Consider the following 23,585-nt stretch of genomic DNA (forward strand, 5'->3'; position numbering starts at 1 on the left):
TCAACAAGAGCATGAGATATGACACTTCGCCTGTTTTTCCATAGCGATGACCTCGAAGCCAATGTGGAAGTCCTGGATTGCACGCCCCACGAGAACGAATTTTCCGTCACCTTGCGCGCAACGCCCTTCCACCCCCAAGGCGGTGGCCAGCCCTTCGATACCGGCTGGATCGGCGAAAGCCAGGTACTGCGCGTCACCCAGGAACCGCACCGGATCGTGCATTACGTCACCCATCCGGTAACGCCGGGCATGACGCAAGTACGGGTGGATGAGCCGCGTCGTCAGATCAACACCCGGATGCATTCGGCCGGCCATTTGATCGGCCACTTTGCCGAATCACTCGGCTGGATTCCGATCAAAGCCCACCACTGGCCCGGCGAGGGACGAATTACCTTCAAGCCGGGAGAAAGGCCACAGGACTTTGATGTCGACCCCCTGCAGATTGCATTGAATCAATGGATCGCAGATGACCTGCCGCGGCTGATTTCCCTGCGCGAGGGCACTCGCGAAATCGGTTTCGGCGAGCTGCCGGCATATGGCTGCGGCGGCACCCATGTACGTCGCCTACTGGAATTAGGCTCAGTCAAGATCGCTACCCTTTCGCAAAAGAAGGGAACGCTTTCAGTTCACTACAGCGTGGACTGATCCATTGGCGATATCGCTCCAGACGTAATGCTTGACGTCGAGCGTCTCGATACGACGCGCATAAAAAACTCGCCAATGAAGAAACACTCGCCATTCGCGTAAAGAGTCGAGCCTGTTTTTTTGTCGGCTATCGGGGCAATGCCTCACCCATTACTGACTGGAGTTGAAATGCTTTCGAACTACCTGGGCGAGTTTCTCGCACTGGCTACGATCCACTTTCTGGCGGTGGTCGCCCCTGGGCCGGACTTCGCAGTCACCATCCGTCAGAGCGTGCGCTACGGTCGAGTGGTCGGGTTGTACACAGCCATCGGGATCGGCGTAGGGATTTCGGTGCATGTGCTTTACACCTTGCTCGGGGTTGGCGCGCTGATGCACACCACACCGTGGTTGCTGAGCGTCGCCAGGATCGTCGGCGGCGCCTACATCCTGTATCTGGGGGTGAGCCTGCTGCGCAGTAAACCGAAAACCGCTGTTGAAGGCAGGAATGCCAGGTCGGAGCAAATGGAACGTCAGACTTTACCCAAAGCCTTCATCACCGGATTCCTGACCAATGCCACCAACCCCAAGGCTACGCTGTTCTTCCTGGCGATCTTCACGACTGTCATCAGCGCTTCGACACCACTGAAGATTCAGGCGCTCTACGGAGTCTGGATGTGTTTTGTAAATGCGCTGTGGTTCATCATTGTTGCGCTGTTCTTTTCCAGCGCCCGCGTGCGGTTGCAGTTCATGCGCATGGGTCACTGGTTTGAACGGACCATGGGTGTGATCCTGATTTTGTTCGCTGGGCGACTGATCCTGTCGATGTGATTGGACTCTCAATGCAAAAGGCCCGCTCAGCATGACTGGCGGGCCTTTTTGACATTGTCGCGTTCAGGCTGGATACAAAAGACGCACAAACAAAAACGCCGCTCAGAGAGCGGCGTTTTTGTATAAATGGAGCGGGAAACGAGACTCGAACTCGCGACCCCGACCTTGGCAAGGTCGTGCTCTACCAACTGAGCTATTCCCGCAAATGGCGTCCCCTAGGGGACTCGAACCCCTGTTACCGCCGTGAAAGGGCGGTGTCCTAGGCCACTAGACGAAGGGGACGCTGCCCGGAACATATGGTGTATGTTCCAGTGTCCAAAACCTTGTCCGAAGACTTGGTTCTGGTTTCACCAGCCCTGCCCTAGAGCAAAGCTGCTTAAAAATGGAGCGGGAAACGAGACTCGAACTCGCGACCCCGACCTTGGCAAGGTCGTGCTCTACCAACTGAGCTATTCCCGCATTGGCGTCCCCTAGGGGACTCGAACCCCTGTTACCGCCGTGAAAGGGCGGTGTCCTAGGCCACTAGACGAAGGGGACACACCTACAACATTCACTACTTACTGCGTTTCGCTGTGTGCTTTACGCTGTAAGTGGCGCGCATTCTATGGATGGATTGGGAGGTCGTCAACCCCCAGATATAAATTTATTTAAATCAATGACTTCGCCATGGTTTTGGGGGCTGTTTCAGCCTTTTCCCCGCCCAGGCTTTGGCGCCTATATTCTGGCACCCGACAAGACGTTATAGTCCAACGCAGCAAATGATGGCAATGTGCATTCATCCAGCAACTACCGTTAATAGCGGCGCGACAGCGCGTTTCAACTCGTCGCACTGCCCTATGCGCTCAAATGCTAAGCCACTACACTCGCACGCAAACCCTATAAAGAGGTCTTAACGGTGACACCACTCATGATCACCCTGCTAGTAGTAGCCGGGATCGTAATACTGATCGCCATTGGCTACATGAACCATGTGGTGGAAAACAATAAGCTGGAAAAGGCGCGCACCAAGGTCGAACTCAACGACCGCCTGCGCCGTTGCGGCGAAATCACCGAGACCTTCCCCGGCCAGTTGATGACACCGGCACTCAAGCTGCTGCTGACCCGACTGGAGCTCAATGTCACTCAGCGCCTGTTGAACCTGAACAAATCCGACGCATCTACCAAGGCGCGGGTAACCGAACTCAACGCCATGGTCGCCCAGGGCGAATCGATTCCGGTCAACAATCCGCCGGCACCGATCCAGACCGAAGCCAAAGCCAAGGATGTGCGCTTTCTATTAGAGGCGCTGCACGGCCAGGTTACTCGGGCAGCACAGGACGGTTTCCTGCCAGCCAATGAGGCCAAGCACTGGATCAGAGAAGTTCGTCATATCCTGGTGTTGCTGCATATCGAGTTCTTCAACAACCTGGGGCAGCATGCCCTACAACAGGATCAACCTGGTCAGGCGCGCCTGGCGTTCGAACGCGGCGTGCAGTACCTGCGCAAGCAGCCGGAACCGGTGGTCTATAACGAGCAGCTCAAGTACCTGGAAAAACTCCTGGCGCGCGCCAACTCGATGGTACTGACCAACATTGAGCCGGTAGAAGGTGACGTCAACGAGTTGACCGAAGGCCTGAAGACAGTGGAAGCCGACGCTGACTGGAAGAAGAAAGCGATTTACGACTAAGAGATGCTTCCATTGTAGAAGCAGCCGGTCGACGCTCGATTGGTCCGGGCGGCGTTCCGACGATGGACTCAAGGGCGACGCGTTTATCCAGCAAACACGCGTTATCGTTAACGTCCATCGCGAGCAATCGAGCGTCGACCGGCTGCTCCTACTACAACCGGAAATGCCCAACCATCCCCTTCAGCTCTGCCCCCAGCTGCGCCAGCTCGATGCTGGAGGCGGCGTTACCCTGCATTGCCAAAGACGATTGATCGGCACTGGCGCGGATGCTGGTGACACTGCGGTTGATCTCTTCGGCCACCGAACTTTGCTGTTCGGCCGCAGCGGCGATTTGCTGGTTCATCTGCTGAATCAATGACACCGCAACAGCAATGCTGCCCAGAGCGCTTTCGGTCTGCAACGCATCGCTGACGGCCAGTTTGACCAGCTCGCCACTGCTCTGAATTTGCTGCACCGACGAATGCGCGGCTGAACGCAAAGCGCTCACCAGTCGTTCGATTTCCTCCGTGGATTGCTGGGTTCGTTTGGCCAAAGCCCGCACCTCGTCGGCAACCACCGCAAAGCCTCTGCCCTGTTCTCCCGCGCGTGCCGCTTCGATAGCTGCGTTGAGCGCCAACAGGTTGGTTTGCTCGGCCACGCTTTTGATGACACCAAGCACCGTACCGATGTTTTGTATTTGCGCACTGAGACTTTCAATGCTGGTACTGGCCGAGGTGGCGGAGTCCGCGAGCTGCTCTATACGCTGCATGCTCTGACGGACAACCTGCTGACCGCTTTCAACTTTGTCGTCGGCCTTCTGTGCAGCCTGGGCTGCTTCTTCGGCGTTGCGCGCCACGTCATGCACAGTGGCAGTCATCTGGTTCATCGCCGTAGCGACCTGCTCGGTCTCTTCTTTTTGGCTGCTGACTTCGAGATTGGTCTGTTCGGTCACCGCCGACAGCGAATGAGCCGAACTCGCCAACTGCTCGATACCCGCTTGCAATCCACTGACGATATTGCTAAGCCCGGCACCCATCTGCTGCATCGCGAGCATCAACTGGCCAATTTCGTCACGACGCGTGACCTCCACCGTCGCACTGAGATCCCCCGCCGCTATTTGTTGAGCGACATGAATCACGCTACGCAGCGGCGCAACGATCAGACGGGTAATCACCCACGCGGCAATCAACCCGACCAGCAGCGCCAATGCCGAGGAACCGATGATCAGCACCGAGTTCTTTTTAAGCTCCACCTGCATCGACTGATCTTCGGCTGCATAGGCCTGATCGACCCGCTCGACCACTTGCGCGGCACGCTCATGCAGTTGCTGGTAGACCTTTTTCTCCTGCACCAGCAAACCGGTGTATTCGGTAAGCTTTTCGCTGAAGCTGGCAATATGCCCGGCCACTTCGTTGAGGACTGTCTGATACCCCGCATCCTTGACCGTTGCCTTGAGCTGCTCGGCCTGGGTCAACGCCTGATCAGCCTGCTCGATCTTGCCTTGCTCCCCACTCTCATCTTCGCCCTTGCGGCTCTGATCCAGACGCATGCGAGCTTCGTTCATCGCCTGCAGCATCAGTCTGGATACCTGACTGACCTGATTGGCTTGCGCGATAAACTCTGCACCCTCCTTGCCTTGGGATTGCTTCAGTGTGTAGGCACCATCATCGGCAAGACCGGCCTGAAGTACATCGAGGTTATTGGCGACACTGGAAACCGACCAACTGGCCATTTCCAGCGCGAGATCCTTGGCCTGGGTCAGCTCGACGAACTCATCGAAGGCTTTGCGATAAGCCCCAAGCGCCTGTTCGACATCGTTCATCACCGGGACGTTGGCCGCCGACTGCGCCTTGAGTTGCGTCGCCAGCGCGATCAGACCGTCAACGCCCTCATGCAAGGCATCGGCGGTTTTCGAGTCGCCATGCAGCGCATAGTTCTGCTCCAGCAAGCGCACTTTAAGCAGGCCACTGTTGAGCGATGACATTTGTTTGAGACCATCGAAGCGATGACTGATCACCTGTAGGGACCACACGCCTATGGCTGCCACCAAAGCCGTCAGAAGCAATACCAGAAAAAACCCGATACCCAGTTTTTTCGCCATACCAAGGTTGGCAAAACGTCCTTGAGCGGCCGTAATCATTGCGCGTAGTCCCCTTCCAACACCGAATGGCATAAAGGCCATTTTCTGTTTGTGCAGATTCGCAATGGGCTGCCCTTGAGCACAAGTCTCCGGCGTCTGAATAATGGCAAAAAGCTACGCCAAGGTCGTTTTCAGGATGGTAGAGGTCGATCCGACAGAGTCGTGGCGCGGAAAAATGCCAAGGCCCGCGGGTCGTTGGCGTAGGCCACATTGATACGCAGCCATTTTCCTGGAGCACCGTCTGGATTGAACCCACCGCCAGGACAAAGCACTACACCAAGTTTGCCAGCCTGTTCGCGCACCCGAGCATAGTCGGACAACACGGGCCGAGCCCAAATGAACATGCCACTGGCAGGTCTGCCGAACACTTCCCATTCGGCATCCTCCAGCGCTTGCAGAGTGACAAGCCTGTCTTTGTTCAAACGCTGACGCAGGCGTTGCGCCATCTTGCGATAGGCACCGGTGGCCAACAGGCTGGCCACCACCGCCTCACAAAATCGCGAAGCTCCGAGGCTGGTAATCATCTTTACCTCGGCCAGCCTGGCGATGATGGTAACGCTGGCGCTGATATAGCCGAGCCGTAGCGAGCTGCTGAGGGTTTTCGAGAAACTGGCGATGTAAATGACCCGCTCATTGGCATCCAGGGCCGCCAGGCGCGTGCAAGCGCCATTCTGGAAATCGGCATAGACGTCGTCTTCGACAATGAAGAAGTCATGGTGGGTCGCCAATTGCAGCAATCGCTGCGCCACCAATGGAGTCAGGCTGCTGCCGGTCGGGTTGTGGTACAGACTATTGATGAACAATGCGCGAGGTTTATGTTTCTCCAGCACGCTGTCGAGCTCATCGAGGTCCGGCCCGCTACGCACTCTGGGAACCTCAAGCAGCGTAATCCCATGAAGCCTCAGCAAACGATGGAGATTGGAGAGGCCCGGGGGTTCGATCACCACACAATCGCCCGGTTTGAGCAGCGTGCGCACCACCAGATCGAGGGCATGACTGGCGCCATGGGTGGTCAGGATTTGCTCCTCATCCACACAGATGTTGATCCGCTTCAGATGCTTTTGCAGTTGCTGGCGCAAGAGAGGCAAACCCAACGGTGTGCTGTAGTTGAATAACGCGCTCATGTCGGTGCGAATGAGCTGGCGAATCGCGTAACTGAGGTCATCGCTTTCTCGCCAGCTTTCAGGCAACCACCCGCACCCCAACCTCAACTCACCCGAAGGGCTGCCGGTGAAGCGACTCCACCCCGCCTCGACATTTTCATACCACTGAGCTTTATTCCGGGGCTGGAGCACAGACACCTGTTCGGCGACGAAGAACCCGGAACCCTGCCGTGATACCAGCAACCCCTGAGCAACCATCCGCTCATAGGCTTCGATGACGCTGGACTGGCTGAGCAGATTGTCCCGGGCCAATTGCCTGACAGGAGGCAGACGCGTACCGGATTGCACGTTGCCCTGATAGATCCACGCAGCCAATGCGTTGACGATTTGCTGCACAACCGGCACGAGCGCCTGCCGATCAATTTTCAAATCCATGAATAGACGATCCCTGACTGTTTTTTTCTGAAAACAGTTAAGCACAGGCACGCTGCTGGCAAGGGACGATAAGGCCTTGAAATCGCCCGCCCTAACCATTTGAAACACAACACCCGCCCCTCGGCTGACATGGCCAGCGCATCGTCACCGACATCCAGACAGATGGGATAGTCACGCGCCAGCGCAGAAGGTTTTCCACAGCAAAACGCCCCGGACCAGTAAGGTCCGGGGCGCTTAAGAGGTCAAAGACCCGGCATCCAGTGGATCGCAAGCTGCACCGCTTGATCAAGCAGCATTGCAGGGCAATAACCGGGTTTTATCGCTGTACCTGATCAGAGTTTCGCGGCGTGCCGTTGGTGACGCTCCATGTAGCGCTCCACATAGGAGCACGACGGAATGACCGTGTAGCCCATGCGGTCAGCGTACTCGAGCGCCTGCTCGGTCAGCGCGGCAGCTATACCGCGGCCACGCAGTGCGTTGGGCACGAACGTCCGATAGATGTCCAGGGTTTGCTTACCCAGGTCCATATAGGTCAGGTAGGCACGATGACCGTCCACATTGGTCTCGAACTGATGACCAGCCTGGTCATGGTGGATGGACAACGCCTCGCTCATCACTACTCCTCGCGGGTCTTGGATTCTGACCACTACCTTACCGATGTTTTTCCGGCGAAGAAACATCTACTACGCCACCCCGTGCCTGTCTGGACACCGAGAAGAGCTTACCGATCCCGCACAGCCGAGCACGTTTCAAATAGTAGGCGCCATTATCGTAAATGCTCAAGGCGCGCTCGTCATCGTGTAGCTCCCGCTGGCGCAGCTCTGTATCACGTAGAGGTGGCCCGACCGAACACCCCCTGGTCGATAGCCTGTGCATTGCCGGATATTGAGACTTTATGACGAGCGCCCTGTCTTAAAGTCACCTCAACATGGACAAAGATACGTGAGCCGCTCCGCAATTTCTGAACACAAGTGTAGACCGATCAATATAGACCGACTTTCACCCACACTCCGAAACAGCCCCAGGCGGTAGCGAGCACTCATGATCCACTATGAAGCAGCTCGCCCAGCACGGGCCTCACAGCTGCATACTTTTTCTACAGACTGATGAATAGTTGCTCGAAAAATATTCAAGGCCTAGAATATTTTTTGCTTCTTGCGCTACGTCAGTTTACTTACTACAAGTAATGGGTAGTATGTACGCCGGCTATTTCCTCACTCTGATGAGATGGCTATTTAATAGAAAGTCCTTGAAGGGGAACCCGATGAACAACGTTCTGAAATTCTCTGCTCTGGCTCTGGCCGCAGTTCTGGCTACCGGTTGCAGCAGCGTATCCAAAGAAACCGAAGCACGTCTGACCGCTACTGAAGACGCAGCTGCTCGCTCCCAAGCTCGTGCAGACGAAGCGTATCGTAAAGCTGATGAAGCTCTGGCTGCTGCTCAAAAAGCACAACAGACTGCTGACGAAGCTAACGAGCGTGCTCTGCGCATGCTGGACAAAGCTAGCCGCAAGTAATAATCCCTCGGGATTGTTATCAAGCCGATCCATTCTTGGATCGGCTTTTTTATTGCCCGGATTTTCTGACGGCAATAAAAAACCGCCGAAGCTGTGAAGCCTCGGCGGTTTTTTAGAGCGATTACTGTTGCAGATCGATCGGTATACTGGACACCAGCGGCGCATTGTTCGGTACTGCGATTTCTACCGGCATGCCATCTTCAGCGGCTACCACGTCGCGCACCACATCCCAGTTCATGCGCAGGTTATTGGCCAGGTCCTGACGCTTGAGCAAGGCGTTGATCACCGCGGTGTGCTTGTCGACTACTGACGGATTGCCTTTGTCATCCAGTGGCGTATGCGCTTCAAGATAGACCTTGCCGCCACTGATACCGAACTTGTACGGATCGTTGAGTATGCGTACCGACGTACCCACCGGCACCATGCCGGCCATTTCCAGGACGTTGTTGTTGTACATCCGGAAGCAGCCATGGCTGGTACGCATGCCAATGCCGAATTTCTTGTTCGAACCGTGGATCAGGTAACCCGGAGTCCCCAGAGTGAACTTGAACGGCCCCAGCGGGTTATCCGGGCCTGCTGGCACCACATTCGGCAACGGGTCGCCATCAGCAGCGTGCTCGGCCTTGATCGAAGCGGGAGGAGTCCAGGTCGGATTCGGGGTCTTCGCGATAATACTGGTGTGGGCGATCGGCGAGCCCCAGCCTTCACGACCGATACCCAGCGGGAAGGTGTAAACCACATTCCGGCCTTTGGGGTAGTAGTACATGCGATATTCAGCCAGGTTGATCACGATGCCTTCACGCGGGCCCGGCGGCAAAATGAAGCGCGTGGGCAGCACGACCTCAGTGCCCGCACCCGGCAACCATGGATCGACACCCGGGTTGGCCGCAACCATTTCCAGATAGCCCAGGTCGTAGGTCGTGCCCAGATCGGCAAAGGTATCTTCATACTTGGCCTTGACCACTTGCACCTGACCGACGACATCTTCGCCCGGCGGTGGTAAAGGCAGCTCCAATGCTGCAACGGGCCCCGCCACACACAGGGCGGCAAGAGACAGGTAACGGGTGACGGCAGGAAAACGCGGCAACATCCGGAAAATCCTTCGCATGATCAACGGGTAAGGGAGGGATTGTACACCGCCGCCCCCACCTTCGGGAGGCGGGGCGACGAGCTCCAGTTTGCACACAATTGGTGCAGGAGCTACCGCAAGGTTCGGGCCGCCGATCTTTTCGCCTCTTACAGCTCGAAGCGCAACTCCGGCCAGATCGGCGACGTACCGCGTTTCTGTGATTCGAGGATTGCCCGACATAGCGAACACAGGCGCTGGTCCTGGAAGATCGTCCGGTCGACGCTCGACCAGCGCGGCTGAGCCGGCAACAAGGTGCCGCACAGCGTACGGTCGGCCGAGCCGCCCAACTCCAATTGACGCGTCACCAGATGCACCCGGACTTCCTGGCAGGCGAACAGATCCAGCTGTTCATCAGGCTCGATCAGTTGATAGGCAAACAGGGACCAGGCGGGACGCGGCATCGGGGGCTCCAAATCGGGGCGCCACATTAGCCGAAAGACTGCCAGTAGAAAAGTGTCAAAGCAGCGGTTTTAGCGTCGGCCAGACATTTTCCAGCAACTTGCCCTGGGCCACTGCCGCGGGATGTATGCCATCCGCCTGCATCAGCTCGGGAATCCCGCCCACCCCTTCGAGAAAAAACGGTACCAGCGGGATTTTTTTCTCCTCGGCAAGGTTGCTGTAAACCTCGGCAAAGGCCTTGGTGTAACGCACACCGTAGTTGGGTGGCAACTGCATGCCCAGCAAGAGCACCTTGGCACCGCTGGCACGGGAGCTGTCGATCATCGATGCAAGATTTTGTTGCAATTGAGCGGGAGGCTGACCGCGCAGGCCGTCATTGCCGCCCAATTCAAGGATTACCAACTCAGGCTTATGCTCTGCAAGCAGCGCTGGCAGGCGCGCCTGGCCGCCGGCACTGGTATCGCCACTGATGGATGCATTGACTACCTTATCGGTGAAGCCTTCGCTCTTGAGCCGTTGCTCGAGCAGGGACACCCACCCCTGGCGGGTATCCAGGCCGAAAGCCGCGCTGATACTATCGCCAACGATCAGGACAGTACCCGCCGCTGCGCTCTGGGCCATGCACATCAAGGCCAGGCCAGCACTTAAAAACCACACACGCATCGGACTCTCCATGGGCGCAAGCATTCTCACAGCGCGCAACCTTAGCAAAGTGGTTCCCAGCTCGGAAGGTGAACTGACCATCCTGCACGAACTCAGCCTGGAACTGAACACGGGCGATAGCCTGGCGATTGTCGGTGCCTCCGGTTCCGGTAAATCTACCCTGCTCGGCCTGCTGGCCGGTCTCGACCTGCCCAGCAGCGGTGAAGTCGTGCTCGCCGGTCAAGCCCTGAGCACCCTCGACGAAGATCAACGCGCACGGATCAGGGCCGAGCATGTCGGTTTCGTCTTTCAATCATTCCAGTTGCTCGACAGCCTCAACGCTCTGGAAAACGTCATGCTGCCGCTGGAGCTGGACGGCCGCAAGGACGCCCGCGAGCGCGCCAGAGAACTGCTTGAGCGGGTTGGCCTGGGTCAGCGACTCAGTCACTCACCACGCCAGCTCTCCGGCGGCGAACAGCAACGGGTCGCGATTGCCCGCGCGTTTGCTGCGCAGCCCACTGTACTGTTCGCCGATGAACCTACCGGCAACCTCGACAGCCACACCGGCGAGCGCATCAGTGACCTGCTCTTTGAACTCAATAAAGAAAGTGGCACGACCCTCGTACTGGTGACTCACGATGAACGCCTGGCACATCGCTGCCGGCGCCTGATCCGCCTTGAAGCCGGCCTGCTGGTCGCCCCACTGGAGCCTTGATGGCACACTTGCCGCTATTGCGCCTGTTCAGCCTTGCCATCCGCCAATTGCTGCGCGATGCCCGTGCAGGTGAGCTGCGGGTGCTGTTCTTCGCCATTCTGGTCGCCGTGGCGGCGAGTACCGCCATCGGCTATTTCGGCGCTCGTCTGAATGGCGCCATGCTGTTGCGCGCGACCGAGTTTCTGGGGGCCGACTTGCTGCTCGAGGGGAGCTCGCCAGCGCGCCCCGAACAGATTCAAAGCGGCATCGAGCTGGGCCTCGAACATGCCCGGGTGGTTGAATTTTCCAGCGTCATCGCCACGGATAACGGCATTCAGCTTTCCAGTATCAAAGCCGTCGACAACACCTATCCGTTGCGCGGCGAGCTTAAAAGCGCCGTCGCCCCTTACGCCCCGGAAGAACCCGGGGGCAGCCCGAAACCCGGTGAAGCCTGGGTCGAGGCCCGCCTGTTGCCGGCGCTGAATCTGAAGATCGGCGACAGCATCGATGTCGGCATGAAAAACCTGCGCCTGACCCGGGTGCTGACCTACGAGCCGGATCGCGCCGGCAACTTCTACAGCCTGACGCCCAGGGTACTGATCAATCTGGCAGACCTTGAGGCCACTGGCGTGGTGCAACCCGGTAGCCGGGTCAGCTACCGTGAACTCTGGCGCGGCACAGCGCCCGCCCTGGAAAGCTATCGACAGTTGATCAAACCCGGCCTGGCCGCCAACCAGCGATTGCAGGACGCGCGCGATGGCAACCGGCAGATCGGCGGCGCCCTGGGCAAGGCCGAACGTTACTTGAACATGGCCAGCCTGGTGGCGGTGTTACTTTCCGGCGTGGCGGTCGCACTTAGCGCTACCCGCTTCGCCACCCGACGCTTCGACGCCAGCGCATTGCTGCGCTGCCTGGGTTTGTCTCGCCGGGAAACCATGCAGTTGTTCAGCGTGCAGTTGGCCGTACTCGGCCTGCTGGCCAGCCTCAGTGGTGCCCTGCTCGGCTGGCTCGCACAGCTGGGCTTGTTCTATCTGTTGCATGACCTGCTACCGACCGATGTACCGCCCGGTGGCCTGCTGCCGGCGATCGCCGGGATCGGCACCGGGCTGGTGGCCTTGGCCGGGTTCGCTCTGCCGCCATTGGCCGCCCTGGGGCGTGTTCCACCGCTGCGAGTGTTGCGCCGGGACATGCTGCCCATCCCCTCAAGCACCTGGATGGTCTATGGCACGGCATTGGCGGCCCTTGCGCTGATCATGTGGCGCTTGAGCCTGGACCTGGTGCTGACCTTCGCCCTGCTCGGCGGCGGGGTAATTGCCGCACTGGTGCTCGGCGGCCTGTTGTTGCTAGTGCTGCAAAGCCTGCGCCGATTGCTGGTGCGTGCCTCCCTGCCGTGGCGTCTGGGATTAGGCCAGTTGCTACGCCATCCGCTGGCTGCTGCGGGTCAATCGCTGGCGTTCGGCTTGATTCTGCTGTCGATGGCGCTGATTGCACTGCTGCGCGGTGAGTTGCTGGACACCTGGCAAAACCAGCTGCCCAAAGACGCCCCCAACTATTTCGCGCTGAATATCCTGCCCGCCGATAAAGAGGCCTTCACCAGCCGTTTGATTGAGTTATCCGCACAATCGGCACCGCTGTATCCGGTGGTTCCGGGAAGGCTGATCAGCATCAATGGCGAACCGGTGCGGGCAATCGCCAGCAAGGATTCCGAAGGTGATCGGGCCATCCAGCGCGATCTGAGCCTGACCTGGGCTGCCAATTTGCCACCAGGCAACGTCCTTACGCAGGGCTCGTGGTGGTCTGAACAGCCTTCCGGTGACATACCGGGTGTTTCGGTCGAAGCCAAAGTGGCTGAAAGCCTGAAGCTCAAACTAGGCGACCATCTGATCTTCACTGTGGGCGGGGTCAATCGCGAAGCTCAGGTCACCAGCCTGCGTACGATCAACTGGGATAACTTTCAGCCGAACTTCTTCATGATCTTCCAGCCTGGGACCTTGAAGGATCTGCCGGCGACCTACCTGACCAGCTTCTATCTGTCCGCCGGTCACGACCAACAGATCATCGATCTCGCGCGCGCCTTCCCGGCGGTGACCATTCTTCAGGTCGAAGCCTTGCTCGCGCAGCTGCGCAGCATCCTCGCCCAGGTCACGCTGGCGGTGGAGTATGTGCTGTTGTTTGTTCTCGCCGCGGGGATGGCGGTGCTGTTTTCCGGTTTGCAGGCGACCCTCGATGAACGCATTCGTCAAGGCGCCCTGCTGCGGGCCCTCGGCGCGGAGCGACAACTGCTGGTCAAGGCGCGGCGTATCGAGTTCGGTCTGCTGGGCGCGGTCAGCGGCATGCTGGCAGCATTGGGGTCGGAGTTGGTGAGCCTGGTGCTGTACCGCTACACTTTCGATCTGGCCTGGCACCCGCATCCGTGGCTGCTGCTGTTGCCGGTAATCGGCGCGCTACTGGTGGGTGGTGCCGGGGTGTTCGGTACCCGACGGGCCTTGAACGCCAGCCCCCTGACGGTCCTGCGCGAGGGTTGACTGGCTCGGGCCGCGCTCCTGAGCTGCGGCCCGTGCGACAACCTATTTCACATATTCGATTTTGTTCACCCACCACTCCATGTCTCCATGGGGTGTAGGAACGACAACGTCGTCTCCGACTTCCTTCTTCAGCAACGCACGGGCCATGGGCGAATCGATGGAGATGTAATCCATGCGTTCGTAAATCTCGTCGTAGCCGACTATTCGAAAACGCTTGGTTTCACCCTTTTCATTTTCAATCTCAACCCAGGCGCCGAAGAAAACGCGCCCCTCCTGTTCAGGTGAATACTCCACCACCCGCATATCTTCCAGGCGCTTGCGGATGTAACGGACGCGGCGGTCTATCTCCCTCAGCAGCTTCTTGTTGTATTGGTAGTCTGCGTTCTCGCTTCTATCGCCCAAGGAAGCCGCCCACGTGACTTTCCGGGTGGTGTCGGGACGCTTCTCTCGCCAAAGGTAATCCAGCTCCTTTTTAAGGGCCTCATGTCCTTCCTTCGTGATGATTTTCGTGCTCAATGGGTTGCTCGCTTTTCCTGGCGCGGATGCCAGCTTACCACTCAGAAGTTCGCTGAAAACCCGGGGCTCGCAGCAATTTCTTCGTCCTGATTACCCGCTCAAGCTTTCTCGACCAACGGATAAAGCGCCTCATCGAACTGCGACAAGCGCGGGAACTCGATAGGTTGGTCCTGGGCGATGTTTTCCAGGCGCTGCTGATAGCTATGCAGGAACTCCTTGCGCGCGTCGTCGCTGATGTACGGCACATGCCAGGCCACGAACGGCTCCAGCACATCGAACCCGACGTAGGCCAGCGTGCCACGCAGGATCGGTCGCAACATGTCTTGCAGCGGGCCATGAATCGCACCGTCGCCGAACATGTGCTCACGGCCGCCCAGCGTCACCGTCACCAGTGCCTTCTTGCCGCTGAGCCCGCCCCGATCGTAGAAGCGTTTGCCGCCATAGCAGACGCCGGAAACCAATACCCGGTCGATCCAGCCTTTAAGCATCGCTGGCGCCGAGAACCAGAAAATCGGGAAGTTCAGAATCAGCAGATCGGCCCACAGCAGCTTGTCCAGTTCCTGCTGGATATCCGCTGCCAGCGACTGGCTTTTGACCCCCAGACGCTGCTCCAGCGCATAGACCAGATAGTCCGGATTCTCCCGCGAGGAGAAGTCATCGGCGCTGGCCACCGGGTTCCAGTTCATGGCATACAAATCACTGACCTGCACCTGATGCCCCTGGGCTTTCAGGGTTTCTACCGCCTGTTCGCGCAAGGCGGCAGTAAAGGAGTTGGGCTCCGGATGGGCGTGGACGATCAATACATTCATAGGAGTTCCTTGGACGTTTTCAAACCTGGAAGGCGAAGGCTGGGCAACGGTCATGGCGAAATCACACTTGCATCGCCTTCACTTCAACAAACTCGGCCAGCCCTTCTTCACCCCACTCGCGGCCGTTGCCCGACTGTTTGTAGCCACCAAACGGTGCCTGATAGTTGAACGCCCCGCCGTTGATAAAGCACTGCCCGGCACGCATTTGCCGGCCCAACCCGAGTGCGCGTTCAGTGCTGCCTGCCCATACACCGCTGGACAGACCGAACGGCGAGTCGTTGGCCATTTGTATCGCGTGTGCTTCGTCCGTATAGGGAATCAGGCACAGCACCGGGCCGAAGATTTCTTCCTGAGCGATGCGCATCCGGTTGTCGACATCAGCAAACAGCGTTGGCTTGACGTAAAAACCGCGCTCGAACCCGTCAGCCGTTTCGCCGCCACACAGCAGGCGCGCGCCCTCTTGCTGACCGATTCGAATGTAGTCACGCACGGTGCGTCGTTGCGCCGCCGAGCACATCGGCCCCAGGAAACTCTGCGGGTCAAGCGGATCGCCCATACGCAGGCTTAGTGTCTCGGCAAGGGCCAGTTCCAACGCCTCGACGTAGCGGCTGGCGGGCAGCAACATACGGGTCAACGCGGTGCAGGTCTGCCCGGAGTTGATCATCACGTCCTGCACACCATAACGCACGGCTGCTGCCAGATCGGCATCTTCGCCGATCAGCAACGGCGACTTGCCGCCCAGTTCCAGACAGACCCGTTTGACCGAAGGCGCTGCCGCCTGCGTCACACGAACGCCAGCGCCGGTGGAGCCGGTGAACGACACCATGTCCACGTCCGGGTGTTTGGCCAACGCTTCACCAACCTTCGAACCCGGCCCGCTAACCAGATTGAACACCCCGGCCGGCAGGCCAATGGCTTCGATCATTTCGGCCAGCAAGAAAGCATGCAGCGGGGTTTCCTGACTCGGTTTGACCACCACCGTGCAACCGGCCGCCAGCGCCGGCGCGAGTTTGCCGATCAACTGATGCAGCGGGTAATTCCACGGATTGATGAAGGCGCAGACGCCGACCGGCTCGCGGATCACCAATGAGTTACCGACCTCGCGCACCTCATCCATCAACCCGGCGATTTCGATGTACTGCTCAAGTCCGGCAATCGGCCCGTCGACTTGCACCGAGCGGCACCACTGCACCGGCATGCCCAGTTCGGCGGTAACCACATCCGCCATCTCGTCTGCCCGCGCTCGCAGCTGATCGGCCAATCCGCGGATATAGGCTGCACGCACGCTGGACGAGGTCCGCGACCACGGACCGAAGGCCTTCCGTGCCGCAGCCACGGCGCGTTCGACATCACGCTCGTCACCCAATGGCACCACGCCTGCGACCTGTTCGGTGGCCGGGTTGATCACCTCGGCCATGCCCTGACCAGAAGGCGTCTGCCAGGCGCCGTCAATAAAAAGAGCCGTGTATTCACGCATCAACCAGTATCTCCATCAATTCATTGGCACAGCGAGCGATCCGCCTGCAAGCATCACGCAATGGCCCGGCGTCCAGCACCAGCCCCAGGCGAATATGCCCGGCGGCGCTGGGCCCGAACGCTTCACCGGCCAGTACCGAGACACCGTGCCGATCCAGCAGGCGGTCGGCGAAGGCCTGAGCGCTGAGCCCGGTTTCGCGGATATCGACCATCACAAACATCCCGCCATCGGGTTTCAATGCGCGAACGCCGGGGCAGTCCGCCAGGCATTCGCAGACCAGATCCCGGCGCTGGCGATAAGCCAGGCGCATGGCTTCCAGCTCCGGCAGTTGGGTTTCCAGCGCGACTACCGCGGCGTCCTGAATGAAATCCGGAGAGCCATAGAGCATGCACAGCGCAAGGTTTTCCAGATGCTCGGCGAGTGACTGCGGCGCGACCACCCAGCCGACGCGCCAGCCGGTCATGGCGTGGGACTTGGACAGACTGTTGAGCGTCGCGGTACGCTCGGCCATGCCCGGCAAACTGGCCGGGCTGATATGTTCACCCTCGAACAGCAACTCGCTGTAGACCTCATCGGAAATCAGCCACAGATCATGAGCGATGCACAGTTCGGCCAGCGCCTGCCAGGTTTTGCGCGGCAAACTGGCGCCAGACGGATTGTGCGGACTGTTGAGCGCCAACGCCCGAGTGCGCGGTGTAATGCGCGCGGCGACGTCTTCGGGCAACACGCGAAAGCCGTTCTCGGAGCGCACCGGCACCGGAATCACCACCGCGCCGCAGGCACCGAAGACCGCTTCATAGGTGACGTACATCGGCTCGGCAACGATCACTTCATCGCCGGGATTGAGCACGCATTGCGCGACGCTGAACAACGCACACTGCGCACCGGCCAGCACAACGACCTGATCGGCATCGACCTGTTGGCCGCTGCGTTGCCGATGGCGTTTGGCAATGCTTTCTCGCAAGGCACGCTTGCCGCGCACCTCGGCGTAATGGGTATTGCCCGCCAGCAGGCTGTCGATGGCCGCTTGTACGATCGGCACCGGCGTATCGAAATCCGGGTCGCCCACCGATAGCAGCAAAATGTCTTTGCCCTGTTCCTGAAGCGCCAGGGCACGGTAATGAATTTCCCAGGCAGCCGCGCCGTCACCGGCGATACGTTGGGTCAGATCGGAAAAGCGCATGGTGATGTATTCCCTGTGTATGTTTTTAACCGACCAGAGCACAGGCGTGCTTGAGTTCGATGAGCGTCACACCGTTTCGGTTGAAACCGGCACGCAGTTCGGCTTGCAATTGATCCAGGTTCTGCGGTTGCGTCACGGTGCATCCGAAGGCACGGCCCAGCGCGGCGAAATCCGGGTTACGCGGCAGCACGCCAACAGGCTCGATATCCAGCCCGATCATGTCGTCGCGGATCTGCCCCAAGGCATCGTTGTTCCACAGCAGCACCACCAGCGGGCTGTCCAGCTCTTCCACGGCGGTTGCCAGCTCTTGCGCGGTGTAGAGAAAACCGCCGTCGCCGACCAACACCAGACCAGGTCGGTTCGGCGCACCAAACTTGGCCCCGATACCCGCCGGCAAGCCGTAACCCAAAGTGCCGTAGCCGGTCGGGTGCAGCCAGCTGCGCGGCGCATTGCTACTGAAGGCGTAATTGCCGGTGTAGGCCAGCTGGGTCATGTCGCTGCTGATAAACGCGTTGTCCGGCAGTTCGGCCGAGACCCGGTCGAGGATCGCCTGATGGATCGACTGCAAGGCTCCGTGCCCGGCCTTGACCGCCTTACGCAACATGTCGACCGCTTGGATGGCGGCGCTGGCGTCGCGTGCGGGCTCGGACAGACGCGCCAGCAAGGCGGCCACGGTTTCTTGAGCATCGCCCTGCAAGGCCACCGCGCACGGGTAAAAATCGTTGAACTTGCGCGAGTCGATATCCACCCGTAACAGCTCGGCATTCAGCGGCAAACGCTCGCGCCAGTAATCGGTGTCGGCCATTTCGGTACCGACCGCGAGCACCACATCAGCTTCGGCGATCAGCTTCCAGCCAGGTTCCACGCACAAGGTGGAGCCGGCATTCAGTGGCGCATTCGGCGCTAACAAACCTTTCCCTGCGACGCTGCTGAAAAACGGCGCCGCCAGCCGCGTGCTCAACGCCTCAAGCGTCTGTGCTGCATTCAGCGCACCGCCACCGGCGATGATCATCGGGCGGCGCGCCGCCTGCAGTTTCGCTACCGCCTGATCCAGCACCTCGGCAGCCGGTACGCCGCGCCCTGGACGGCGCACCACTTCATGGCTCCAGTCACGCGTCACCGGCGCGGCCAGCACATCCAGTGGCACCGAAATATGCACCGGGCGCGGCCGCTCGCTGTCGAATACCGCATAAGCGCGGGCGATCAGTTCGGGCAAATCCTCGGCACTCAAGGCGACCGCCGAAAACGCCGTGATCGGCGCCGTCATGGCGCGCTGATCCTGGGTTTCGTGCAGGCAGCCCCAACCTTTGCCAAGACTGGCCGTATGGTTGACGCTGGAAATCACCAGCATCGGGATCGAGTCGGCGTAAGCCTGACCGATAGCGGTCGCGGCATTGGTCACACCGGGACCGGTAATGATGAAGCACACGCCCGGTTTGCCGCTGACACGCGCATAGCCGTCGGCCATGAAACCGGCCCCTTGCTCATGACGGGTCAGCACATGACGAATGCCGCTGCCGGGCAAGCCGCGATACAGCTCCAGCGTATGCACGCCGGGAATGCCGAACACCGTGTCGACGCCGTAGTTGGCCAGCAGGCGCACCAGAGTCTGGCCGCCGGTCAAGGTTTTGCTTTGCATGTTCATATCCTCACGCTTGACCGAGGCGAATCAACGCATCGACCGCAGTCGTGCCTTGGGCACCGACCAATAATGGGTTCACATCGAGTTCGAGCAACTGCACCGTGTTTTCACAGGCGTAGTCCGCCACAGCACGGATCGCTGCGACCAACGCATCCAGATCCGCCGCTTCACGACCGCGAAAACCTTGCAGCAATGGTGCGCTGCGCAGGCTCGACAACGCAGCGCGAATGGCGCCGTCGGTGGTCGGCAACAGCAGGCTGCGGCTGTCCTTGAGCAGTTCCACCAGAATCCCGCCAGTACCGATGACCAGCGCCAGCCCGAAGTGGGTTTCACGCTTGATACCGACGATCAATTCGGCCAACGGCGGCGTTGCCATGCGCTCCAGCAGTACTTGATCGAACGGCACCCCCGGTGCGTAGTCGGCAATCCGTGCGCGCATCTGTTCCAGCGCGTCGCTCAATGCCTGCGCATCGCGCAGGTTCAGCGCCACCGCACCGGCTTCAGTCTTGTGCGGCAATTGGGCACTGACAGCCTTGAGCACCAGTGGATAACCCAGGGAATTCGCCGCTGTCAGCGCGTCGCTTGGGGTACTCAGCAGGCCTTGCGGCGTCGGCAGGCCAAAGGCGCGCAAGGCTTGTTTGGACTGCCATTCATCCAGCAACTGCCCCTCACCTTCCAGCGCCTGTGGACAAATCGGCACCAACGCCGACTCTCCGCGCGCAAGCAATACCTGACGATTGTGCTGATAACCGGCAATCCGTCCCCACGCCGCCAAAGCATCTTCCACGCCTTGCAACGCCGCCACGCCATGGGCATGCAAACGCTCGCGGGCGCTGGCCGCAAGCAGCTCGGGAAAGGCTGAAGTGACGAAACCGGTCTTGCCGTGACGGGTCAACGCCGCGCAATACAGTTCCAGCAGCAGATCACATTCCTTGCGCTCGCCGGTCGCCTCAGAAGGGTAATCGAGCACCAACATGGCGGCGTCTGCTTCGGTGCGCAAGGCGCTGTCGAGCATCTTGTCCAGCGCTTCGCGGTTGCCCCAGATCGCCGTGGTGAAATCCAGCGGATTGACCAGGTTGGCGTAGCTGGGCAGCACTTGATCCAGCTCGAGCCGCTGGCTTTCGTCGAGTGTGGGCAGGCTCAAATCGTTGCGTTCGGCATAGTCGGCGATCAGCCCGGCATCACCACCGGAACAGGCCAGCGCGATCAGACTCTTACCAGCCGGCAAATTGCCACAAGCCGCGGCTTTCAGGGTCTCGACAAAACTCACCGGACCACTGACGCGAATCACCCCCAGGCGATCGAACAGGCTGTCGTACAGCGCATCGGAACCGGCCAGCGAACTGGTATGGCTGAGGGCCAATTCAGCACCGAGCTGCGACACACCGGTTTTCAGCGCGATGATCGGAATGCCCTTCTCCAGCGCCTTGTGCGCCGCGCGGGCAAACCCCGGAACGTTTTTCAGACCTTCCAGGTGCAAGCCGATTGCCGTGACGCGCGGCTCGTCGAGCAACACATCCATCAGCTCGGCGATGCCCAATTGCGCCTGGTTGCCGACTGAAGCCATGTAGGCCACCGGCAACGAGCGATCACTCATGGACAGGTTGTAGGCAAAATTGCCGCTCTGGGTCAGTACCGCCACGCCTTTCTCGACCGTCTTGCCGCCATGGGCAACCGGCCACAGCGCGCAACTGTGCAGGTAATCGAGCAAGCCATAGCAGTTGGGGCCGAGCAAGGCCATGTCGCCGGCGGCCTTGAGCAGCTGATCTTGCAAGGCCTGGCCTTCAGCGCCGGTCTCGGCAAAACCCGATGCGTAGCAAATCGCTCCGCCTGCACCTTTGGCCGCCAACTCGGCGACGCAGGTCAAGGTCAGTTCGCGGTTGGTGGCAATGAACACCGCGTCCGGGCCGCACGGCAGTTCTGCCACGCTGCGCACACACGGCACGCCTTCAAGGCTGTCGTGTTGCGGGTTGACCAGCCACATCTGGCCCTGGTAGCCGCCTTCAGCGCAGCGCTTGAGCGAACGGGCCATGCTTCGGCCGCCGACAAACGCCAGGTGGCGCGGCGCGAGCAGGCGTTTGAGGTTGTCGCGAATGTGTTGGGACATAACCGTTCTCCGACCCGATCAGCGCAGCAGCGGCCGCAGTAGCTCGCGGGAAATGATGTGGCGCTGAATCTCCGAGGTGCCTTCCCAGATCCGCTCGATCCGGGCGTTACGCCAGATGCGCTCCACCGGACCTTCGTCCATCAAGCCCATCCCCCCGAAAATCTGTACCGCCTCGTCAGCCACGCGACCGAGCACTTCACTGGCGAACAACTTGGCCATCCCGGCTTCGCCGTCAGTCATGGAGCCCTGATCCATTTTCCAGGCGGTGTGCAGGGTCAACAGTTCGGCCGCGCGGATTTGCGTGGCCATGTCGGCGAGCTTGAACGACACCCCCTGATAGGTACCGATGGGTTGACCGAACTGCTTGCGATCCGCCGCCCATTGCAGCGACACGTCCAGCGCACGCTGGGCCTGACCGACGCAGTTGGCGGCAACCATCACCCGCCCGGCGGTCAGCCAGGCGTTGGCCACGTCCCAGCCCTTGCCGACTTCGCCCAGCACTTTGGAGGCGGGTACGCGGCAATCGTCGAAGAACATTTCATAGGTGTGATAACCGCGGTTGCTGACGCACTTGGGCCCGCGGCGAATGGTCATGCCCGGCGTGTCGCGGTCGACCAGGAACGAGGTTACGGCATTGCGCTTGCGACCGTTGTGTTCGTAGGTATCGGTCACGGCGAAGACAATGGCGAAATCGGCGTGCCCGGCATGGCTGATGAAGTGTTTGCTGCCGTTCAACACAAAGTCGTCGCCCTCACGCACCGCGCGGGTCTTGATGGCATTGGCGTCAGAGCCGGCACCCGGTTCGGTCAGGGCGAAGCAGTCAATCTTTTCACCCTGGATGCACGGCAACAGATAGTCCTGAATCTGCTGGCCGGTGCAAGCCATGAGGATTTTCGACGGACGTGCGACAAACACATGCAGCGCCCACGACACCTTGGACAGCTCGCGTTCGATCAGCGCCTGGGACAGGTAGTCGAGCCCGCCGCCGCCGACTTCTTCCGGCATGTTGAAGGCATAGAAACCCGCCGCCACAGCCTTGCCGCGAATCTGTGCGGCCAGCTCCGGAGAGACTTCATCGGCGCGATCGACCGCTTCTTCATGGGGCAGCAGTTCCTTGGCGACAAAACTGCGAACCGCATCCACCAACATTTCTTGTTCTTGGGTCAGCTGGAAATTCATTGCGCTACCTGCTCTTCGATAACCGAGTATTCGATGACGTTCTATTCGTTGGCTGGAAAGCCCGCCTGGTTGTCGACCCTGTTTGGCCGACCTATTTACCGACAAAGGCCGGCGCGCGTTTTTCCATCGCCGCACGCAACGCTTCGGCGCCGTCTTCACTGCGACCGCAGAGCAAACCGGCGGCGAGTTCCGCGCTCAGTTGTTCAGGCAAGCTGCGCTGGGCGCCTTCACGCATCAGTTTCTTGGTCTGGGCGAAGGCGAAGGTCGGGCCGCTGGCCAGACGCGCGGCCAGTTCGCCAGCCACGCTCAGCAGTTGCTCATCGGCACACACTTCACTGACCAGGCCTGCCGCCAAGGCGCGATCGGCGCCCCAGAGTTCATCAAGGAACAACAGACGCTTGGCCTGCTCGGTACCGATCAGACGCGGCAGATGCCAGCTGGCACCGGCATCCGGCGAATACGCCATGCTGGTGTAACCGGCCTTGAACCGGGCGGACTGCGCGGCGAGACGCACATCGCAGCACAGCGTCAAATCCATCCCGGCGCCGACGGCGGTGCCATTGATCGCGGCGATGGTGGGTTTATCGAGGCTGTGCAGACGGCTCATCATGGCGTGGGCGGTTTCTGTCCAGCCGTAGCTTTCCAGTGCGCCACGTGCCTCGGCTTCAGCCCATTCCGCGAGATCGGCGCCGGCGCAAAAACTGCGGCCAGTGCCGGTCAAAACGACGACCCGCACAGCAGGATCCGCGTTGTATTGATCGAGCAAGGCGTGAAGGCTTTTCAGCGTCGGGATGTCCAGCGCATTGCGTTGCGGTGCGCGGTTGAGGGTGATCCAGGCAACGCCCGCTTCGACCTGACTGAGCAGAGAAGATTGAGTAGTCATACGAGTCCTCGAATTATTGTGATTGACGACATGGCACCAATACTAAACGACTGTTCAGTAAGGCGGCAATCCTGCGGCCGAGCTGCCTGTAACAGCCCAATACGATCAA

20 protein-coding genes, 4 tRNA genes and 1 pseudogene are annotated in these 23,585 nt (G+C 59.7%); 6 read left to right on the plus strand and 19 right to left on the minus strand.

All coding sequences use genetic code 11. The features are described 5' to 3' along the window. The first annotated feature begins 18 nt into the window (after positions 1–18). Entirely contained in the window at positions 19–645 is a 627-nt protein-coding gene (locus AC07O1_RS24190) for an alanyl-tRNA editing protein (protein ID WP_495090399.1), read from the plus strand. A 168-nt stretch (positions 646–813) separates the two neighbouring features. Continuing rightward, the gene (locus tag AC07O1_RS24195) at positions 814–1,452 is read left to right on the plus strand and encodes a LysE family translocator (protein ID WP_495090400.1); all 639 of its coding nucleotides are present in this window, start codon (positions 814–816) and stop codon (positions 1,450–1,452) included. 127 nt (positions 1,453–1,579) lie between these two features. Here AC07O1_RS24195 and AC07O1_RS24200 read toward each other — a convergent pair. The 4 genes from AC07O1_RS24200 to AC07O1_RS24215 all read right to left on the minus strand — a co-directional run bounded on the left by AC07O1_RS24200 (position 1,580) and on the right by AC07O1_RS24215 (position 1,989). Beyond that, positions 1,580–1,655: transfer RNA gene (locus AC07O1_RS24200), tRNA-Gly, on the minus strand. Positions 1,656–1,658: 3 nt separating this feature from the next. Further along, positions 1,659–1,734, minus strand: a tRNA-Glu gene (locus AC07O1_RS24205). 101 nt (positions 1,735–1,835) lie between these two features. After that, positions 1,836–1,911 (minus strand) — tRNA-Gly (locus AC07O1_RS24210). 2 nt (positions 1,912–1,913) lie between these two features. Further along, positions 1,914–1,989, minus strand: a tRNA-Glu gene (locus tag AC07O1_RS24215). Between the two features lie 358 nt (positions 1,990–2,347). On the opposite strand from AC07O1_RS24215, the gene AC07O1_RS24220 reads away from it, so the two are divergent. After that, positions 2,348–3,118 carry a hypothetical protein gene (locus AC07O1_RS24220; protein WP_495090401.1) on the plus strand — a complete coding sequence of 257 codons (771 nt, stop codon included), beginning with the start codon at positions 2,348–2,350 and terminating at the stop codon, positions 3,116–3,118. A 151-nt stretch (positions 3,119–3,269) separates the two neighbouring features. On the opposite strand, the gene AC07O1_RS24225 is transcribed toward AC07O1_RS24220, so the two are convergent. From AC07O1_RS24225 to AC07O1_RS24240, 4 genes and pseudogenes are all read right to left on the minus strand, one after another. Then, on the minus strand, positions 3,270–4,151 hold the full coding sequence (locus tag AC07O1_RS24225; RefSeq protein ID WP_494994082.1) for a methyl-accepting chemotaxis protein: 882 nt from the start codon (positions 4,149–4,151) through the stop codon (positions 3,270–3,272). Further along, positions 4,131–5,279: pseudogene (locus AC07O1_RS24230) on the minus strand (HAMP domain-containing protein); the annotation flags it as partial. The pseudogene AC07O1_RS24230 and the gene AC07O1_RS24225, both read right to left, overlap by 21 nt. Before the next feature lie 89 nt (positions 5,280–5,368). Continuing rightward, positions 5,369–6,775 (minus strand): aminotransferase-like domain-containing protein, encoded by a 1,407-nt coding sequence (locus AC07O1_RS24235; protein ID WP_495090402.1) that lies wholly within the window; start codon positions 6,773–6,775, stop codon positions 5,369–5,371. 332 nt (positions 6,776–7,107) lie between these two features. Then, entirely contained in the window at positions 7,108–7,389 is a 282-nt protein-coding gene (locus AC07O1_RS24240) for a GNAT family N-acetyltransferase (RefSeq protein WP_007931380.1), read from the minus strand. Positions 7,390–8,039: 650 nt separating this feature from the next. On the opposite strand from AC07O1_RS24240, the gene oprI reads away from it, so the two are divergent. Further along, entirely contained in the window at positions 8,040–8,291 is a 252-nt protein-coding gene (oprI, locus tag AC07O1_RS24245; protein WP_002553018.1) for an outer membrane lipoprotei OprI, read from the plus strand. A 121-nt stretch (positions 8,292–8,412) separates the two neighbouring features. On the opposite strand, the gene AC07O1_RS24250 is transcribed toward oprI, so the two are convergent. From AC07O1_RS24250 to AC07O1_RS24260, 3 genes are all read right to left on the minus strand, one after another. Continuing rightward, positions 8,413–9,381 carry a L,D-transpeptidase family protein gene (locus tag AC07O1_RS24250; protein ID WP_494994029.1) on the minus strand — a complete coding sequence of 323 codons (969 nt, stop codon included), beginning with the start codon at positions 9,379–9,381 and terminating at the stop codon, positions 8,413–8,415. Positions 9,382–9,527: 146 nt separating this feature from the next. Then, positions 9,528–9,821: a hypothetical protein gene (locus AC07O1_RS24255; RefSeq protein ID WP_494994030.1), complete on the minus strand. Its 294-nt coding sequence runs from the start codon at positions 9,819–9,821 to the stop codon at positions 9,528–9,530. A 55-nt stretch (positions 9,822–9,876) separates the two neighbouring features. Beyond that, complete coding sequence (locus AC07O1_RS24260) at positions 9,877–10,482, minus strand: arylesterase (protein ID WP_495090403.1); 606 nt, start codon at positions 10,480–10,482, stop codon at positions 9,877–9,879. A 10-nt stretch (positions 10,483–10,492) separates the two neighbouring features. Between AC07O1_RS24260 and AC07O1_RS24265 the strand changes: the two genes are divergently transcribed. Both AC07O1_RS24265 and AC07O1_RS24270 read left to right on the plus strand, forming a co-directional pair. Beyond that, on the plus strand, positions 10,493–11,176 hold the full coding sequence (locus AC07O1_RS24265) for an ABC transporter ATP-binding protein (RefSeq protein WP_495090404.1): 684 nt from the start codon (positions 10,493–10,495) through the stop codon (positions 11,174–11,176). Further along, on the plus strand, positions 11,176–13,680 hold the full coding sequence (locus AC07O1_RS24270; protein WP_495090405.1) for an ABC transporter permease: 2,505 nt from the start codon (positions 11,176–11,178) through the stop codon (positions 13,678–13,680). The genes AC07O1_RS24265 and AC07O1_RS24270 overlap by 1 nt, the downstream gene beginning before the upstream one ends. A 42-nt stretch (positions 13,681–13,722) precedes the next feature. Here AC07O1_RS24270 and greB read toward each other — a convergent pair whose 3' ends face one another. From greB to AC07O1_RS24310, 8 genes are all read right to left on the minus strand, one after another. Next, complete coding sequence (greB, locus tag AC07O1_RS24275) at positions 13,723–14,196, minus strand: transcription elongation factor GreB (RefSeq protein ID WP_494994034.1); 474 nt, start codon at positions 14,194–14,196, stop codon at positions 13,723–13,725. 98 nt (positions 14,197–14,294) lie between these two features. After that, positions 14,295–15,005, minus strand: a complete 711-nt coding sequence (locus tag AC07O1_RS24280) for an NAD(P)H-dependent oxidoreductase (protein WP_495090406.1) — start codon at positions 15,003–15,005, stop codon at positions 14,295–14,297. Between the two features lie 61 nt (positions 15,006–15,066). After that, complete coding sequence (locus AC07O1_RS24285; RefSeq protein ID WP_495090407.1) at positions 15,067–16,482, minus strand: aldehyde dehydrogenase family protein; 1,416 nt, start codon at positions 16,480–16,482, stop codon at positions 15,067–15,069. Then, on the minus strand, positions 16,475–17,665 hold the full coding sequence (locus tag AC07O1_RS24290) for a pyridoxal phosphate-dependent aminotransferase (protein ID WP_495090408.1): 1,191 nt from the start codon (positions 17,663–17,665) through the stop codon (positions 16,475–16,477). Before AC07O1_RS24290 ends, AC07O1_RS24285 begins: the two co-directional genes overlap by 8 nt. A 25-nt stretch (positions 17,666–17,690) precedes the next feature. Beyond that, the gene (locus AC07O1_RS24295) at positions 17,691–19,304 is read right to left on the minus strand and encodes a 5-guanidino-2-oxopentanoate decarboxylase (protein ID WP_494994038.1); all 1,614 of its coding nucleotides are present in this window, start codon (positions 19,302–19,304) and stop codon (positions 17,691–17,693) included. Between the two features lie 10 nt (positions 19,305–19,314). Then, positions 19,315–21,414 carry an acetate--CoA ligase family protein gene (locus tag AC07O1_RS24300; RefSeq protein WP_495090409.1) on the minus strand — a complete coding sequence of 700 codons (2,100 nt, stop codon included), beginning with the start codon at positions 21,412–21,414 and terminating at the stop codon, positions 19,315–19,317. A gap of 18 nt (positions 21,415–21,432) precedes the next feature. Further along, positions 21,433–22,593 (minus strand): acyl-CoA dehydrogenase family protein, encoded by a 1,161-nt coding sequence (locus AC07O1_RS24305; protein WP_494994040.1) that lies wholly within the window; start codon positions 22,591–22,593, stop codon positions 21,433–21,435. A 91-nt stretch (positions 22,594–22,684) separates the two neighbouring features. Continuing rightward, on the minus strand, positions 22,685–23,476 hold the full coding sequence (locus AC07O1_RS24310) for an enoyl-CoA hydratase/isomerase family protein (RefSeq protein WP_495090410.1): 792 nt from the start codon (positions 23,474–23,476) through the stop codon (positions 22,685–22,687). Positions 23,477–23,585 lie beyond the last annotated feature (109 nt).

Source organism: Pseudomonas sp. GW821-FHT07G10 (assembly GCF_059418545.1).